This is a genomic window from Dyadobacter sp. HNCC25DJ187, from assembly GCF_056895255.1.
In genome coordinates this window covers 63,154-79,890 of the sequence record NZ_JBXHAT010000005.1, presented here as the reverse complement: position 1 = coordinate 79,890, position 16,737 = coordinate 63,154, and the positions used below count along the sequence as shown (strand labels likewise).

Genomic DNA, 16,737 nt, shown 5'->3' with positions numbered 1-16,737 from the left:
GACGGAGAATTTTCTGTAGCGGCTTTTTGCATTTCAGAGGTTGAAAATCATCCCGGGAAAAATAATATTGTATCTAAACCGGATCTGTACTGCTTTTATTACAACCAGTATTCGTCCAATTATATAACTACGTTGGAAGTTAAAGACTTATTAAAGCTTTATGGAGGAGATAGTTACCTTGATCTTTTCCTGACACAAATTAATTCCAAAAGTCCTGAGTTTGACCATGTACAAATTAAAGGACTTACTGGTAGCCTTGATGCTGTACTTTGCGCGTCCATTCAACAAAAGAAACCCGGGCCTGCTTTATACATTTTGACGGACAGAGAAGAAGCCGCGTATTTCCAGAATGATTTGCAAAATCTGCTTGGAAAAACGGAAGTACTTTTTTATCCGACATCCTATAAGCGTCCTTATCAGTATGAAGAGGTGGACAATGCCAACGTGCTCATGCGTGGCGAAATCCTTAACAAACTGAATGTTTCGAAGCCCGGCAACTTTCAGATTGTTACTTACCCGGAAGCACTGTTTGAAAAGGTAATTAACAAGCGCTCGCTGAAAGCAAATACTTTTTCAGTGAAAGTAGGTGAAAAGCTGGATCCTTCTTTCCTGACGGAGTTTCTTGGCAGCTACGGTTTTGAAATGACCGATTTTGTTTTTGAAGCAGGGCAGTTCTCAGTTCGTGGTGGTATTATTGACGTTTTCTCATTTGCCAGCGAACACCCTTTCCGTATCGAACTCTTCGGCGATGAAGTAGAAACAATCCGATCCTTTGATCCGGATACACAGCTTTCTATTGAGACCGCCAAGCAAATCAATATCGTCCCTGATATACAGCAAAAGCTTACACAGGAAACCAGGGAATCTTTTTTTAGCTTTTTCCCCGATACAGCTATTCTTTGGTTCAAGGATGCAGAGATTTCACTGGAGGTAATTGAAAAATGTTTTGAAAAAGCTGAACGGGCGCTGCAGGAAGTTACCTCTGGTGGCGTACAGATCGTATCCAATCCTCAGGACTTGTTCGAAACGAGGAGAGGTTTTCTCAACCTGATCAAAAAATTCAAAACAGTTGAGTTTGGTAAGCGGTTTTATTTTAAAACGGAGAACCGTTTGCCCTATGCTTCTAAACCACAGCCTTCATTTAATAAAGATTTTAAGCGATTACTGGACGATCTGCTTGAAAACCAATCCAAAGGTTATGTAAATATCATCGCTTCCGAGCAACCCAAACAGCTGGAGCGCCTGGAAAGAATTTTCAATGACCTGGATCCCTTCCTGAAGTTTCAGGCAATGCACATATCGCTACGCAGCGGATTTTTGGATGAAAACCTGAAAGTGGCATGTTATACGGATCATCAGATCTTTGACCGTTTTTACAAATACAGGCTGAAAGAAAAATTCAGCAAGTCCAAAGCCATTACCATGAAGGAGTTACGTTCCCTTCATGTGGGCGATTTTGTAACACACGTAGATTACGGTATAGGTCGTTTTGCCGGCTTGGAGAGAAAAGATGTGAACGGGAAAGAGCAGGAAGCTATCCGACTCATTTACCGTGACAATGACCTTTTGTACGTAAGCGTGCATAACCTTCACAAAATAGCCAAGTATACAGGCAAGGAAGGCACGCCTCCTACCATGAGTAAACTAGGCTCCGGCGAATGGGAAGCAAAAAAATCGAAGGTTAAGAAACAACTTAAAGATATTGCTCATGAGCTCATTGCCCTGTATGCCAAGCGCAGGCAGGCCCCGGGCTTTCCGTTTTCTCCTGATAACTACATGCAGGCCGAGTTGGAATCTTCCTTTATATATGAAGACACGCCAGACCAGGCCACTGCCACTGCAAATGTAAAAGATGACATGGAAAAAGGGCATCCAATGGATCGCCTTGTGTGTGGTGATGTGGGTTTTGGCAAAACAGAAATTGCAATCCGTGCTGCGTTTAAAGCTGTATGTGACAATAAACAGGTAGCAGTACTGGTTCCCACTACGATCCTGGCGATGCAGCATTACAAAACTTTCGCTGACAGACTTTCAGATTTCCCGGCACGTGTTGGTTACATCAATCGTTTCAAATCGCCAAAAGAAATTAAAGACACACTGAAACAGACCGAAGAAGGTAAAATTGATATACTGATTGGTACACATCGTATTCTGAATAAGGATGTGAAGTTTAAGGATCTTGGACTTTTGATTGTAGATGAAGAGCAAAAATTTGGTGTAAAAGCGAAAGACCGCTTAAAAGAAATGCGTGTAAATGTAGACGTCCTGACATTAACTGCAACACCTATTCCGCGTACGCTTCATTTTTCTCTTCTCGGAGCGAGAGATTTATCCGTTATTGCAACGCCACCGCCTAACCGCCAGCCGGTCACCACTGAAGTGCATACTTTCAGTGAAGAGTTTATCCGCGATGCCATCAGTTTTGAAGTACAACGTGGCGGGCAGGTATTTTTTGTTCACAACCGTGTCAACGATATTGAATCAATTGCCAATATCATCATGCGATTGGTTCCGGATGTACGTATCGGAGTAGCTCACGGACAAATGGACGGGGACAAACTGGAAAAAGTGATGGTCAACTTCATAGAGGGTGAATATGACATTCTGGTTTCTACCAATATCATTGAATCAGGTATTGATATTCCGAATGCCAATACGATTATCATCAACTCCGCACACATGTTCGGACTTTCGGATCTTCACCAGATGCGTGGTCGTGTAGGTCGGTCCAATAGAAAAGCATTCTGTTATCTTGTAACACCTTCGATGTCGACACTGGCCAGCGATTCACGTAAACGTCTTCAGACACTGGAGGAATTCTCCGAACTCGGTGACGGTTTCAAAGTGGCGATGAGAGATCTTGATATCCGTGGTGCAGGAAACCTTTTAGGAGCAGAGCAAAGCGGTTTTGTAAATGATCTTGGGTATGAATTATATCACAAAATGCTGGATGAGGCAGTAAAAGAATTAAAAAATAATGAGTTTAAAGATCTCTTTGCCGGAACATTAAGCCTTCCTGATAAGCTCGTTGCCGACTGCCAGATCGAAACAGATTTTGCAACACTGATTCCGGATAATTATGTCAAGAATATTTCAGAAAGACTTTCGTTATATACCCGTCTGGATAATATCGAAACAGATGCTGAACTTGGAAAATTTGAGCAAGAGATTCTTGACAGGTTCGGCCCCGTGCCATCTGAGGTTCAGGATCTTCTGAAAACAGTGAGATTAAGATGGGAAGCAGAGAGCCTGTGCTTTGAAAAACTGACATTAAAAAACAATACAATGAAAGGATACTTCGTTACTTCGCAGAATGACGCATTTTTCCAATCAGCGAAGTTTGGTCGTGTTATTGACTATATTAAAACGCATCCTAAAGAAATGTCCTTCAAAGATCAGAAAGGGAAGTTGATTCTGATTTGCGAAAATGTCAAAAATATAGATCAGGGAAGGAAAATTTTGATGGAGATGACCCAATAAAGAAGTTTTAAAGAATAATTTCGATTCATTTCATACATTTGCGGTTTCGCATACTATAAAAAAAGAAAAACACTTAAGTCACTTTAAAGCAATGATTTGCATGCATAAGATGGGTATCCGGTCAATCGCACTGATTTTAGTTGTGTTAATAGCGGCCACTTCCTGTAATAAAAAAAGGCCTACCAGCTTGAAGCCGGGTAAAAGCAGCTCTAAAACTGGCTTGGCTTATAATGGTAAAGATGGCTTTGAAGTTAAACAATACAAGGCACTGCCTGCCGGCCCTGACCTTGTTTACATCGAAGGAGGTCGATTCACCATGGGTTCTTTGGAAGAAGATGTAATGGGAAGAAGAGATAATCCAAAACGTACTGTAAGTATCCAGTCTTTCTATATGGATCAGACGGAGGTTGCTAACGTTCACTATCTTGAGTATTTAAATGCAGTTCAAAGAGATTCTTCTGAAGAGTTCTATGCGAAAGCTTTACCTGATACAGCAGTTTGGTTTAATGAACTGTCATTCAACGATTCTTATGTAACGATGTATCTGCGTCACCCGGGTTTCCGCCTATATCCGGTGGTGGGTGTATCATGGGTACAGGCTAATGATTACTGCGCATGGCGTACAGCTGCTGTGAGCCAGGCCAACAATACTGCAGGTGCTGCAGCTGGTAAGAAAAAAGGGCTTTCTTTCGGTAAAAAGAAAAAAGCAGCGGCGGAAGCAGAAGCGGAAGCTGTGGCAAGTTCAGGACCAGCTCCTCAGCTTAGAATTGAGAGTGGCTATGTTATGCCTCCATATCGTCTTCCAACCGAAGCCGAGTTTGAATATGCTGCGATTGCAATGATCGGAACACAGTATTCGGATGAAAACCAGTCAAACCAAAGAATTTATCCATGGGATGGCTCTACGATGCGTAACCCGCGTGGCCGCAAACAGGGAACCATGTTGGCCAATTTCAAGCGTGGCCCTGGTGACTATGCCGGTATTGCAGGAAAATCCAATGATGGCGCTATCATCACACAGGAAATTCGTTCATACCCAGCTAACGACAATGGTTTGTATGACATGGCTGGTAATGTAAGTGAGTGGGTTTATGACGTGTATCGTCCGATGTCTAATACTGACGTAAACGATTTGAACTCTTTCCGCCGTGATGGTTATCAGGATGATGCTAAAAACTACGATACAAAGAATTCAAACTCTGTGATCAATGATAACCTGCGTGTTTACAAAGGTGGCTCATGGTCAGATGTAGCATATTGGTTGTCTCCGGGAACTCGTCGCTATATGGATCAGGACTCTGCAACTGCAATGGTAGGTTTCCGTTGCGCAATGATTGCAACAGGAAGTAGAAAATAATAACACCAGATATTTTAAAAGAGCCGTTGTTCATCAGGAACAGCGGCTCTTTTTGTAATTAATGTTGTGCTACAGCAATTGTGAATATATGAAATTCTGTACATCCTGCTGTTTTTAAGGTCTCTATACAAGCGCCCAAAGTAGCACCAGTAGTTAGCACATCATCTATTAATATTACACTCCTGCAGTTCAAGTCCGGCGCTGCATTAAATACACCAGCAACATTCTCCTGGCGCTCCTGCTTACTTTTTCCGGTTTGCGTTTCCGTATATTTATGACGTGCAAGTGCAGTAGCACTCCATGGAATTCCTGTTACCTTAGCCAGACCTTCCGCTAGAAGATCACTTTGATTGAAGCCTCTTTTTGCCATTTTACGTTTGTGTAACGGAACACTAATAATTAACTCCGCGGAAGGAAGTCTTCCCTCCTGCATCAGTTCCTGTCCAAACATCGATCCTAATAACAAACCAATTTCTTTGTTGCCTCGGTATTTGAGCCCATGCAGCAATCTTTGTACTTTTCCTCTTTTTGTAAAAAGTAAAAATGATTGCGTAGAAAGCACTTCCGGGATGTTTACAAAACGATACTTAATGTCTTCAGCATAAACACCGTCTTTCTCAATCCTGGGTAATGTTATTCGGCAAATCGTACAGATCGTTTCTTCATTTCCAAGCAAGCTTTTATCACAAGCTTCACAACACCGCGGAAAAATGAGATCTACAAAATCAAGCAACAGACTTTTCAGTTTTACCATATCTAATAGTCAATACATGAGATGGTTGGAAAATATTTTAATTTCAACCCAGTCCTACTTGTTTCAAAATGACTGAAATAAAGAAAAAAGCGCTTTAGATATCATTCGGAATTGTGCCGGTACTGAATAACTTTGCAGGGACACTAAATCCTGATCCGGAATGAAAACGCTTATTGTAAATGCCCTGGTAGTAAACGAAAATGCTATTCAGCAATCTGACGTACTAATAGCTGATGGTCACATTTCTCGTATCGGTAAAGATCTGCAACACCTGAATGCCGATAGGGTGATCGATGCACAAGGATTACATTTAATCCCGGGCATTATTGACGATCAGGTGCATTTTCGGGAGCCCGGACTAACACATAAAGCCAATATCTATACAGAATCTAAGGCTGCAGTTGCAGGAGGTGTCACGTCATTCATGGAAATGCCGAATACAGTTCCAAACGCACTCACGCAACCTCTGCTTGCTGATAAATATCAGATCGGAAAGGACACATCACTGGCCAACTATTCCTTCTTCATGGGTGCTTCAAATGACAACTATGATGAAGTGATGCGAACGGATCCCAGAGAAGTTTGTGGAATAAAGATATTTATGGGCTCGTCGACAGGAAATATGCTGGTAGATGCACCGGAAGTACTGGAAAAAGTTTTTGCCAATGCCCCTTGTCTTATTGCAACCCACTGCGAAGATGAGCCGACGGTGAAGCAGCGTATGGAATTTTATAAAGAAAAGTACGGAGAGAACGTACCCTATAATATTCATGCATTGGTACGGAATGAAGAAGCTTGCCTGGCTTCTTCCACTTTTGCGGTTTCACTGGCACATAAACACAATACCCGTCTGCATATTTTACATATTTCAACAGGTGAAGAAGTTTATCTGTTTGAGGTTGGAGAGCGTAAAAATGGCAATATCGTATTGGCAAACAATGAGCCTAAGCTCATTACTGCTGAAGCCTGTGTACACCACTTATGGTTTGATGCGGAGGACTATCATGTACTCGGCAATAAGATCAAATGCAATCCATCCATTAAGGCACCTCACCATAAGCAGGCCATATTACAGGCACTTATAGAAAACAGGATCGACGTCATTGCAACGGATCATGCGCCGCATACCATTGAAGAAAAAGCACAACCTTACTGGCAATCACCTTCTGGCCTGCCTTTGGTTCAGCACAGTCTGAATGTGATGATCGAATTAAGTAAGCAGGGAAAGATATCCCTGGAAACGGCGATAGAGAAAATGACACATTCCGTAGCGGATTGTTTTCAGATTGATAAGCGGGGCTATATACGTGAGGGGTACCATGCGGATCTCGTTTTGATCGACATCAATGGCAATACACATGTTGAAAGTTCCAATATATATGCCAAATGCGGATGGTCTCCTTTTGAGGGGACAGATTTCGGATCACGTGTTACGCATACATTTGTATCGGGGCACCTTGTATACGAAAACGGCAAATTTGACGAGACAGTAAAAGGACAGAGATTACTATTTAACCGCTAAATACTGGTAGTAGCTCTGAATGATCCCAAGATCGCCTTCTGTCCAGTCGAGAGAAGGTAGATCATCGGGATCCAGCCACATAATCTGTTCGTGCTCTGAAGTGAGTATGATATCTGTAGTTATCAGCTCGCATACAAAAGGAACCAGCACAATTTCACGCCATTCCTGATCTTTTACTGTTACTGGTAATGATCGGATAACCCTGATCTTAACCCCTAATTCTTCCTGTATTTCTCTGGCAAGAGTTTGCTCATCCGTTTCATTTTCCTCCTGCTTTCCTCCAGGGAACTCCCATTTCAGAGGAAATGATAACGCCGAACTTCTCTGACCTGCCAATATCTTTCCATTGTGTTCGATCACAGCACATGGTACTCTCACTATTAACTTTACAGGAATTAAAGTTTCAATCATACACCAGGTTACACTAAATTCTCCGCAAAAGTACGAAATTTTGTACTAAAATGATACAGATCAAATACCGATTCCGACGAGATAATTATTTAATAATCTGGTGGTAACGCGATTATCAGAACAGCTCACCAGATCTGTGTCTCGGTAAGACACCTAGATGTCTGTAGGCTTTTTCTGTCACCTCCCGCCCTCTCGAAGTTCTTTTCATATATCCCTCCTGTATCAAAAATGGCTCATACACTTCCTCAATAGTCTCCGCTTCCTCTCCGCAAGCAGTGGCTATTGTCGACAGTCCGACCGGCCCACCTTTGAATTTTTCTATTATTGTACTTAGAATCCGGTTATCCATTTCATCCAACCCATTCTGATCTACATCAAGTGCATGCAGTGCTATCTCTGCAATTGGAATGGTAATTTTCCCATCTCCCTTTACCTGTGCAAAATCTCTGGTACGTCTTAAAAGGTTATTGGCAATACGCGGTGTTCCCCGACTGCGCCTTGCTATCTCAAAAGCAGCATCAGCATCAATAGGCGTTCCCAAAATGGCTGCAGAGCGCTTAAGAATGGTAGTAAGAAGCTGAGCATCATAATATTCCAGCCTTGCATTAATTCCAAACCGCGCCCTCAAAGGAGAGGTAAGCATTCCTGCCCTCGTAGTTGCTCCGATCAATGTAAAGGGATTCAAACCGATTTGAATGCTACGGGCATTCGGGCCACTATCCAACATGATATCAATCTTATAATCTTCCATGGCTGAATACAGATACTCTTCCACAATTGGATTAAGCCTGTGGATTTCATCTATAAAAAGAACATCATGCTCCTGAAGATTCGTCAATAATCCGGCAAGATCACTCGGTTTATCAAGCACAGGACCAGATGTGATTTTAATTCCTGATCCGAGCTCATTGGCTACAATGTTAGAAAGCGTTGTTTTTCCAAGCCCCGGAGGTCCATGCAGTAATACATGATCCAGTGCTTCACCACGCTGGCGAGCTGCCTGCACGAAAATTTTAAGATTTTCAAGAATTTTATCCTGACCGGTAAAGTCATCAAATGACAATGGACGTAAAGCCCTCTCTATTTCCTTTTCGGTATTGGAAAGATTCTCTCCATCTCCTGACAAGTAATCCTGGCGCATAATTCTGAATTATAAGCAACCGGAAATTATCAGAATGTCCCGACAATCCGGCTTATAACTATTTGTGTTATTTACACAAAAATAACCGTTATAATCGGCAAAACCGAAATTAGCTATCGGATCACCATCACTGAACCGCGCTTCACCACAGGATTTCTTTCCGGAAAATAAAGAGCTTCGTAAGAGATAACATATGGATATACACCGGGTTGTACTTTCACACCTTTGTATGTCCCGTCCCAGCGATCTTCAAGACTCTCTGTAGCATAGATTACTTCTCCCCATCTATTGTATATTCTTATAGTAAATTTAGTATAGTAGGCTCCGAAAATCTCCAGTCGCTCGTTGGTCTGTGGTCCGTTTCCGTCCGGCGTAAACGCATCCGGAATAAAGAATCGTGGCTCACATTTGTCAACAACATTGGTGGATTTCTCCGTTGCACAACCATCCGTATTAGTAGCCACTACACTATATGTACCTTCTGTGTTTACTGTAACTGTCTTAGTGGTTTCTCCCGAGTGCTGCCATTCATACTCCAGGTTGCCGACTCCGTTTGCATCCAATATGACAGATGCGCCGTCAGGAATACAGATCACATATTCGGGAATCAGGTTCAGAATAGGTGACGGCAGTTCCGACACATTTAATGTATCAGAATTATAACAGTCATTTCCATCCTTCACAATTACAGAATACTGGCCCGGCGCGTTTACAGTTATTTCTTTGGTTGTTTCTCCTGTACTCCAATTGTATTCTATCCAGCGAGGGTTCTGTACAGCAAGCGTAATGGAACTATCACGACACATGGTTGTGTCTGCTCCTATAGAAAATGGCGGTGGTGTACGTAATGTAATCTTGATCGTATCTGAAGAAAAACAATCCTGATTAGGTCCGTTATAAGCATATCCGATATAGTCGCCTGTTGCAGTAGCACGGTATTCTCTCTGACGGCTGATGATCCTTCCTCTTCTTACCCAAAGATAATTTTCTGCTTCAACATTAATTCTTAAAGGCACATAAGCACCGCAGGTATCTTTATCCGGTCCAAGATTAATAGCATCAGGCGTATCATAAATAGTGACTTCCTGAACGACTATGGTATCTCTGCAATTTTCGACAGTTAGTAACAGCGCTACCTGATATGTCCCGGCCTCAGTATACGTATGCGTTGTTTGTTGTTGTTCGGACGGGGCTGAAAAATTGGGAGATTCGCGATTATAATTAAAATCCCATGCATAGGTGTTCTTTAAAGGATCGCAGACGGGGCTCGCTTCGAAAGTAGTAGGTTCATTGGTACAGAAACCATCTGCTTCAAATCCGGCCCCAGAGCCATCCTGACTAAAATCCTGCACCATAGATGGTAAACCTAGCTGGCTCTTCTTTCCTCCCAGACTAACACCTTCTTTTTCATATTCTACTCCCCTGATCGAATTTCCTTCGGGCTTTCCTACCACTGCCAAATAATCACTTCCTTCTATAGCCATATATATCTTACCATCCGGCGCATACTGTAGTGCACCATATTTCTCAGTCGCCGAACTGTCTATGACAATGGCAGTCTCGGTAAGAAGGCTATCCGGCATGGTAAGATCATATTGCTTCAATTGGGACTTCGTACCATTTGCTCCCTGAAAGGAAACATACATTTTTTCTCCCGATGAAGAGAATTCAATACCATAAGCTGTAGGAGGTGCCGAACCAAGGTTTACTGTTTTATCATGTGTAAGCGTTCCTGTGGAATCGTTGAAATAAAACAAATCGACATAATTGGTAGGTGGACCTGGCACGATTACCGCCAAACGTCTTTGCCCTGTAGTCGTATCCGGCGACGAAAACTTCATGTACCCTTCGGCCTTGTGCAAGCTATCATGTGCGATACCTAGTTCCGGGGCACTTGTTTCAACCAAACCGCCTGTAGTTGCATGGAAAATTCTGAATTTGTTAGTACCATAATCGTGAGAAATAACCCAATAAGTACTATCACGGTCGTTACGAACAGAAGCAAGACGTTCTGTAGTAGGCTCCTGTAGCGTAGTATTTTGTTCAATGATAGCACCTTTACCATTTTCTCTGCGCATATCCACCACGTTCACAGTCAGCAATTTTTCGCCATTGATGTCCGATGTTGTAAATACGTTAAATAAATATTCACAGCCCTTACAAGTAGGCTGTGGGACAATGAGCACAGACTGCGTACTATTAGGACTGCCTTTCATAGGCGCACATGCTGCATTGAGGCAAGGCATTTCGTCGCCATCCCGGTTCCATATTTTTATCCCATCAGAATAAAATAGGAGCTGCCCGTTTGAGTTTGCAATTGAGGAAGTTCCTTCAGGAGTATTAATCTTTCCATCGGTAATAGGTGTAGGCGGATTGTTGGAGAAATCGAGCCCGGCATTCCCTCCGAAAAACCATTTTGAACCTTCTTGCGCTGGTGGTTCAATACAGACCTTCACATTAACCCGATCCTGTATCTTACAGCCGTTGGGCAAAATAACCTCTACCGAATAACATCCAGAGCTGTCTACCTGTAAAGTTTGTGTCGTATCACCTTTGGGGTACCATATATATTTGGCTCCCTCCGGAGGTCCATTGGGGTAAGGATCAAGTGTAATGGTTTCACCCGCACAAATCGTAGTATCACTTTTCCAATCCTGAAAAGGAGGTGGTAATTCGCCTATGGTCACCTGCTTGCTAACGGCTTCTGTCGCACCCGACGGAAGAATCCGAACCAGGGTAACCGAATATGTGCCGGGCATTGCATAGGAATGCTGAGCTATTTTCCTGGTATCCGTTCCACCGTCCCCAAAAGTCCATTGCCACGCAGTAGCCGTCGCATGCGTATCTGTGAAAGTAGTAGAGTCGGCTTCACAATCGGGATTGAGCATACACTGCCCGTCAACCGTGAAGTCCTGTGCTTTCGCATGCACCGCAAAAAGCAGCATGAAAAAGAAAAAACAATAAAAATGTTGCGACAGTGTATTATAAAATCGACTCATGTTTCGTTACTAGATCAATCGCCCCCAACCACTCAATTTAGATGCAAGTGTTACCCGACTATTCTAACGAAAATAAAATGTTAAAATTTTGTGCGGTAATGTCATAAAAACCATTCTAATTTGAATATTAATACGCAATTTGACCACTTTTTGTGGAAATATATTTTGTATTTTCTTACAGGTTTTCCAATCACGATCTGAAAAGCCCTATAAAGCATTATAATTTATGGCCAAGCATATACTATATGTTCTGATATTGACACTTTTATGCCAGAAAGGTTGGAGTCAGGACCCACAATTTTCTCAGTTCTACGCTAACCCATTGTACCTGAACCCTGCTTTGGCTGGAGGAGCTTTGGCGCCACGTGCTACTGTCAATTACAGGAATCAATGGCCATCATTATCAGCAAATTTTGTAACAACCAGCTTTGGAGCAGATGTTTTTCTGCCTAATTATAACAGCGGATTGGGAGTACTGGTTACCATGGACAGCCAGGGACTTGGTAATCTCAAATCAACCGATATCGCTCTGCAATACTCGTACCAGATCCAGCTGAATGACGTTACTTCACTTCGTCTTGGTATTCAGGGCGGATTTGCTTCCAGAACGCTGGATTATTTTGGACTGACATTCGGAGATCAATATACCAACGGCGGACTTCAGCCTGGTGTTCCCTCACAAGACCCATTTGCCCAAGGTGGCCCCAATGTTAATTATGCTGATTTTGGATCAGGACTGATGCTTTATTCGGACTGGTACTGGGCTGGTATTGCAACACACCACATCAACAGACCCAATCAGGCCTTTTCTACAGTGGAAGAAGCTCGCTTACCCATGAAAACAAGCTTTCAGGCAGGTTTACGTATTCCATTCGGGGGCTACACTTACCTTGGTAATGAAATTGATAAAGAAAAAACAATTTCTCCTGCTATTATGTACAGAAAACAAGGTAAATATGACCAGTTTGACGCTGGCCTCTATGTTACCTTGGAACCACTTGTACTGGGTGCCTGGTATCGTGGAATACCTTTCAAACAATACGAACAGGGAATCAATAACCACGAATCACTGATTTTTCTGGCAGGTTTTCGTCAGGATAAATTTTCGATCGGATATAGCTATGATGCTACTATCTCTACTTTGGGAGCCAGTAGCGGAGGAGCACATGAAATTTCGCTCTCTTATATTTTCGAGCCACTTACTCCTAAACAAAAACGTCCCAAAAGCAGCAAAAAACAGTTGTCTTGTCCTAAATTTTGATTTCTGCTTGCAAGCATAAGGTAAAGTCGGTGGAAGATCGTCTTTGTAAAATGTATCTTAATCACCAACCGTACCAATGCATCAAATATCCAAACTGGTATTGCTTTTAACTCTTTTTGCAATCCAATCATTTGCTTACAGCGCACCACCAAAGAGAGAATTTTATGAAATCAGGATTTATCATGTGAAGAATTCTGATCAGGAATCACGCGTCGAACAATACCTGAAAAATGCTTATTTACCAGCCCTACACAGAATAGGCATCAAGAGCGTCGGTGTTTTTAAACCAGTTGCTGCAGATACTGCATCCGCCGGAAAACTTGTATATGTACTTACTCCATTAAAATCGCTGGATCAATTGCTTACGCTACCTAAGCAACTTGACAAAGATGCTGCTTACACCTCAGCAGGGAAAGATTACATAGATGCAGCTTACACGAATCCACCTTACACCAGATTTGAATCAATTGTTTTGCAAGCTTTTGATCAAATGCCGGTTCATGCAAAATCCAAACTGGATGGCCCAAAAAGTGAACGCATATACGAGTTGCGCAGCTATGAAGGGCATACAGAAAAAATTTATCGGAATAAGCTAAAAATGTTCAATGCGGGAGGAGAAATACCGCTATTCGAAAGATTAGGATTTAACGCCGTATTTTATGGGGAGGTTATTGCAGGTAGCAAGATGCCAAATCTGATGTATATGACAACTTTTGCCAATAAAGCAGATCGCGATGCACATTGGAAATCATTCAGCGACGATGCTGAATGGAATAAACTGAAGGTAAATCCCGAATATCAGAATAATGTATCTAAAAATGTGCAGTTGTTTCTGTACCCAACTGAGTATTCTGATATTTAAAATTTGACAACACTTTTGGGAGCAATCAACTTATACAAGCTGATTGCTCTTTTTTACTTCTTCACCGCCTCGATCGCCCCTCTTACACTTCCATGTTCTTCCAAAAGCGATTCTGCTTCGTCTGGAGAAACTCCCAATTCATCAATAATCATATGAATGGCTCGGTTCACCAGCTTTTCATTGGTCATTTGCATGTCCACCATCTTGTTGCCCTTCACCTTACCCAGGCGGATCATAACGGCGGTTGAAATCATATTTAAAACCAGCTTTTGAGCCGTTCCGGATTTCATGCGCGTACTTCCTGTTAAAAATTCAGGACCCACTACCACCTCAACTGGAAATTCAGATGCTTTTGCTACCGCCGAACCATCATTGCAAACAACACAACCAGTAAGCAACCCTGCTTTTCTTGCTTCGTTAAGTCCACCAATCACATAAGGTGTTCTGCCGGAAGCGGCTATTCCAATAAGCGTATCATTTTCATTGACCTGATATGGAGCCAAATCGATCCATGCCTGACCCCAGTTATCTTCCGCATTTTCAACAGCTTTGCGTATCGCGGTATCACCTCCTGCAATAATTCCTACAACCAGATCAAAAGGGACACCGAAAGTCGGCGGACATTCCGAAGCATCCACAACTCCCAGCCTGCCGCTTGTACCAGCACCAATGTAGAACAGACGCCCGCCATTTTTCATTCTAAGTACGATTTGCTCTACCAATGCTTCAATTTGTGGGATTGATTTCTGTACGGCATTTGGCACCGTTTGGTCTTCTTTATTAATTGAATTCAGAATTTCCTGAACACTCATCTGTTCAAGATTACTATAAACGGATGACGATTCGGTAGTTAACATAATGCTGCTGTTTTCAATTTCTAAAAATAATTTTTCCTTCAAAGAAGACTTTCACCAATGCAAATTTGGTATTTATCGAAGAATATTTTCAAAAATATGCTTTGTTATTTGGAAAATAAAAAGATTGACTTCTAATTTGTATCGAAATAGGCAAATCAGCGAAATTTCGCTAGATTAAAAATTTACGTTTAGTAATGAAACAATTTATTCTCATTCCAGTCCTGGTTATTGTCACGCCAAGAGCGTGAGTGAGGATGATATACAACCTGATATCTTATACCTCGCTCACCAAAATGAGTGAGGTTTTTTATTTACAACATATTCAGCAATGGCGACAGAACTTAACAAATTTTCAAAAACCCTAACCCAGGAGGTAACTAATCCGGCTGCACAAGCCATGTTATATGGCATTGGCTTGAAAGAAGCCGATATGGAAAAGCCTCAAATCGGAATTGCCAGTACGGGTTACGAAGGAAATACATGTAATATGCACCTGAATGGACTTGCTGTTTATGTAAAGCAAGGTGTTCAGGCAAACAATGATATGATCGGTCTTATTTTTAATACCATAGGCGTGTCCGATGGCATGACAAATGGAAATGACGGTATGCGCTATTCGCTTCCAAGCCGCGACATCATTGCTGATTCTATTGAAACTGTAGTTGCTGCGCAATGGTACGATGGTGTAATTGCCGTTGTGGGTTGTGATAAAAATATGCCTGGCGCCATCATGGCCATGGCACGCCTGGATCGCCCTGCTATTATGGTATATGGCGGAACGATTCGCTCAGGACATTATAAAGGACAAAAACTGGATATCGTTTCTGCATTTGAAGCTTTGGGTAAAAAGTTTGCAAATAACATATCCGACGAAGATTATAAAGGTGTAATCCAAAATGCAATTCCGGGCCAGGGTGCTTGCGGTGGTATGTATACTGCCAATACCATGGCTGCTTCCATTGAGGCAATGGGATTAAGTCTGCCTTTCAGCAGCAGTTATCCTGCAACCCATGCCGGCAAACAGGAAGAATGTAAAAAAATAGGCGTTGCAATGAAACGTCTGTTGGAATTGAACATTACACCAAGAGATATCATCACTAAAGAATCTCTTGAAAATGCACTCACAGTCGTAATGGCATTGGGAGGCTCAACCAACGCAGCTTTGCACTTTTTGGCGATTGCACGTGCGGCGGATCTCCCATTGACTTTAGATGATATCCAGGAAATCTCTAATCGTGTTCCATTTATTGCTGACTTGAAACCAAGCGGTAAATACTACATGGAAGATATTCTGGAAATTGGTGGCGTTCCGGCTGTAATGAAATATCTGTATTCAAAAGGTTTAATTCATGGAGAATGTCTTACCGTAACAGGAAGAACTTTGGCAGAAGATTTAGCAGAAGCTCCAGACCTGAATTTTGAAACACAGAAGATTATTTTCCCGCTTGAATCACCGATAAAGCCATCTGGACACATTCAGGTGTTATATGGTAACCTTGCGCCACAAGGATCGGTTGCAAAGATCACAGGTAAAGAAGGTTTGACTTTCGACGGCGAAGCAAAAATTTGTGAGCACGAAACTGAGATCATTACGATGCTTTCCAAAGGTGAGATCAAAGAAGGACATGTCGTTGTGATCCGGAATGCAGGACCGAAAGGCGGACCAGGCATGTCGGAAATGTTAAAACCGACTTCCGCTGTAATGGGAGCCGGACTTGGTGATAAAATTGCACTGATCACAGATGGCCGTTTCTCTGGAGGAACCCACGGTTTTGTTGTTGGCCACATTACACCGGAGGCATTTGACGGCGGCCCGATCGCACTTGTTAAAGACGGTGACCGTATCACCATTGACGCCAATACCCGCCAACTGATTATTCACATTTCTGATGAAGAAATGGCTTTAAGAAAGGCTGCATGGGTACAACCAGCGCCAAAATTCACAAAGGGAATGCTTGGAAGATATATCCGTACGGTGAAGTCGGCCAGTGAAGGATGTGTAACTGACGAAGCATAGTAGAAAAGAATTAAAGATTATGGAAACATAATCGACAATATAGAAAGCTTGAAATTCATCCGACTAAATAGAAAAG

11 protein-coding genes are annotated in these 16,737 nt (G+C 42.3%); 6 read left to right on the top strand and 5 right to left on the bottom strand.

Going from position 1 to position 16,737, the window contains the following annotated elements; translation table 11 throughout:
• Positions 1–132 precede the first annotated feature (132 nt).
• Positions 133–3,480 carry a transcription-repair coupling factor gene (gene mfd / locus AC1XUE_RS24830; RefSeq protein ID WP_483358770.1) on the top strand — a complete coding sequence of 1,116 codons (3,348 nt, stop codon included), beginning with the start codon at positions 133–135 and terminating at the stop codon, positions 3,478–3,480.
• Positions 3,481–3,580: 100 nt separating this feature from the next.
• Positions 3,581–4,837 (top strand): SUMF1/EgtB/PvdO family nonheme iron enzyme, encoded by a 1,257-nt coding sequence (locus AC1XUE_RS24825; RefSeq protein ID WP_483358692.1) that lies wholly within the window; start codon positions 3,581–3,583, stop codon positions 4,835–4,837.
• A gap of 58 nt (positions 4,838–4,895) precedes the next feature.
• Here AC1XUE_RS24825 and AC1XUE_RS24820 read toward each other — a convergent pair whose 3' ends face one another.
• Positions 4,896–5,591 (bottom strand): ComF family protein, encoded by a 696-nt coding sequence (locus AC1XUE_RS24820; RefSeq protein ID WP_483358691.1) that lies wholly within the window; start codon positions 5,589–5,591, stop codon positions 4,896–4,898.
• Between the two features lie 160 nt (positions 5,592–5,751).
• On the opposite strand from AC1XUE_RS24820, the gene AC1XUE_RS24815 reads away from it, so the two are divergent.
• Complete coding sequence (locus AC1XUE_RS24815) at positions 5,752–7,113, top strand: dihydroorotase (RefSeq protein WP_483358690.1); 1,362 nt, start codon at positions 5,752–5,754, stop codon at positions 7,111–7,113.
• Here the strand turns inward: AC1XUE_RS24815 and AC1XUE_RS24810 are convergent.
• From AC1XUE_RS24810 to AC1XUE_RS24800, 3 genes are all read right to left on the bottom strand, one after another.
• Positions 7,099–7,524, bottom strand: coding sequence for a (deoxy)nucleoside triphosphate pyrophosphohydrolase (locus tag AC1XUE_RS24810; protein WP_483358689.1), 426 nt, complete (start codon positions 7,522–7,524; stop codon positions 7,099–7,101). The genes AC1XUE_RS24815 and AC1XUE_RS24810 overlap by 15 nt on opposite strands.
• A gap of 115 nt (positions 7,525–7,639) precedes the next feature.
• Positions 7,640–8,665 (bottom strand): Holliday junction branch migration DNA helicase RuvB, encoded by a 1,026-nt coding sequence (gene ruvB / locus AC1XUE_RS24805; RefSeq protein WP_483358688.1) that lies wholly within the window; start codon positions 8,663–8,665, stop codon positions 7,640–7,642.
• Between the two features lie 113 nt (positions 8,666–8,778).
• Positions 8,779–11,610, bottom strand: a complete 2,832-nt coding sequence (locus AC1XUE_RS24800; protein WP_483358687.1) for a PKD domain-containing protein — start codon at positions 11,608–11,610, stop codon at positions 8,779–8,781.
• 280 nt (positions 11,611–11,890) lie between these two features.
• Between AC1XUE_RS24800 and AC1XUE_RS24795 the strand changes: the two genes are divergently transcribed.
• Both AC1XUE_RS24795 and AC1XUE_RS24790 read left to right on the top strand, forming a co-directional pair.
• Positions 11,891–12,925, top strand: coding sequence for a PorP/SprF family type IX secretion system membrane protein (locus AC1XUE_RS24795; RefSeq protein WP_483358686.1), 1,035 nt, complete (start codon positions 11,891–11,893; stop codon positions 12,923–12,925).
• Positions 12,926–13,001: 76 nt separating this feature from the next.
• A complete protein-coding gene (locus tag AC1XUE_RS24790; protein ID WP_483358685.1) occupies positions 13,002–13,787 on the top strand; it encodes an NIPSNAP family protein in 786 nt (261 codons plus the stop codon).
• A gap of 53 nt (positions 13,788–13,840) precedes the next feature.
• Here AC1XUE_RS24790 and murQ read toward each other — a convergent pair whose 3' ends face one another.
• Positions 13,841–14,644 carry an N-acetylmuramic acid 6-phosphate etherase gene (gene murQ, locus AC1XUE_RS24785; RefSeq protein WP_483358684.1) on the bottom strand — a complete coding sequence of 268 codons (804 nt, stop codon included), beginning with the start codon at positions 14,642–14,644 and terminating at the stop codon, positions 13,841–13,843.
• 328 nt (positions 14,645–14,972) lie between these two features.
• On the opposite strand from murQ, the gene ilvD reads away from it, so the two are divergent.
• On the top strand, positions 14,973–16,661 hold the full coding sequence (gene ilvD / locus AC1XUE_RS24780) for a dihydroxy-acid dehydratase (RefSeq protein ID WP_483358683.1): 1,689 nt from the start codon (positions 14,973–14,975) through the stop codon (positions 16,659–16,661).
• Positions 16,662–16,737: the final 76 nt, after the last annotated feature.